3 protein-coding genes are annotated in these 1,450 nt (G+C 37.2%); all 3 read left to right on the top strand.

What is annotated here, in order from left to right; translation table 11 throughout:
* Window positions 1-715, top strand: a 715-nt coding sequence (locus AC1DND_RS27765; protein WP_477586067.1) for a M20/M25/M40 family metallo-hydrolase, incomplete at its 5' end; no start/stop codon positions are given.
* Window positions 715-981: a hypothetical protein gene (locus AC1DND_RS27770; protein ID WP_477586068.1), complete on the top strand. Its 267-nt coding sequence runs from the start codon at window positions 715-717 to the stop codon at window positions 979-981. The genes AC1DND_RS27765 and AC1DND_RS27770, both read left to right, overlap by 1 nt.
* A gap of 188 nt (window positions 982-1,169) precedes the next feature.
* A partial coding sequence (locus tag AC1DND_RS27775) for a PAS domain-containing protein (protein ID WP_477586070.1) occupies window positions 1,170-1,450 on the top strand: 281 nt, incomplete at its 3' end.

Genomic DNA, 1,450 nt, shown 5'->3' on the forward strand with positions numbered 1-1,450 from the left:
CACCCGACATGGCGAAAAAGAACAGGCACCAGAATTAAAAAATATCTTTTTAGACTGTGGTTGTACTACAAAAGAAGAAGTAGAAAAATTGGGCATCCACGTAGGTTGTGTAATTACCTACGAAGATGAGTTTATGGTTTTGAACGATCGCTATTATGTTGGCCGTGCCTTAGATAACCGTGTGGGCGGTTTTATGATTGCCGAAGTAGCACGTTTATTAAAAGAGAACAAGAAAAAACTTCCTTTCGGCTTATATATTGTAAACTCTGTACAGGAAGAAATCGGTTTACGCGGTGCCGAGATGATTGCCCAGCGCATCAAACCCAATGTGGCCATTATTACCGATGTAACACACGATACCACTACGCCAATGATTAACAAAAACATTCAAGGCGATTTATCAGCCGGTAAAGGCCCCGTGGTTTCGTATGCGCCAGCTGTTCAAACCAATTTAAATAAATTATTAATTAAAACCGCTGAGAAAAACCATATTCCTTTCCAGCGTCAGGCATCTTCGCGTTCTACCGGAACCGATACCGATGCTTTTGCCTATTCAAATGGTGGTGTACCATCAGCATTAATTTCGCTGCCGTTACGCTATATGCATACTACCGTAGAAATGGTACATAAAGAAGATGTTGATAATGTAATCAGCTTGATTTATGAAAGCTTGTTGAACATTACCGACGGTCAGGATTTCAGAGAGTTTAAATAATGGAAAAAGTAAATCACCAAAAGATCATCATCAGCACCTTGCTAAAGGTTTTGCTAATGATTGTTATTATTTTCATTCTTAACTCCTGGCCAAACATTAAACAGAGTTTTAGTGGTAATGTGCCAGCATTTAGTTATTGGTTAGATCATAGTTTCAAAATAAGTAATATCATTCTCATCTTAGGGTTTGGTGGTTATTTCTACTATAAAGATTTGAGCGATCAAAAAGAACTGATAGAAAAGTCAAAAAACAGCAATCAGCATTAATTAATTCCCAAATAAGTCAAGTTTTAAAGCTTGACTTATTTTTTGCCTGCTCAGGCAACTACATTAAACCATCCTACCTTTTGCTCCCCATTTTATTTAAACCCCTGAGCACTACGTTTATTTTTATTAATACTCAAAATACTTTTACATTGTTTATGTAATTTCCCCAAATAGTTTATCCTTTATTTATGAGTACAAATAAGAAAAATATTGATCTATCCATTATTTGCGATGATCATTGGGATGTGGTGTTCGATCACCTTGGCCTTGGTTTTTGGGAATTAAGTATAGCAACGGGCATACTCCGTTCAACCCGGTCATTTAAGAAAAACCTAGGTTGCCCGCCAGATGAGGTTTTAAGTTATGAAAAGGTTTTAGGTTTAATTCTACCAGAAGACCTTGACCACGTTCAGGATGAAATTGAACTCACGGTTTCGAGAGAAAAAACCAGTTACCACACAGTACACAG

It is taken from the genome of Pedobacter sp. 01N416, assembly GCF_056399685.1.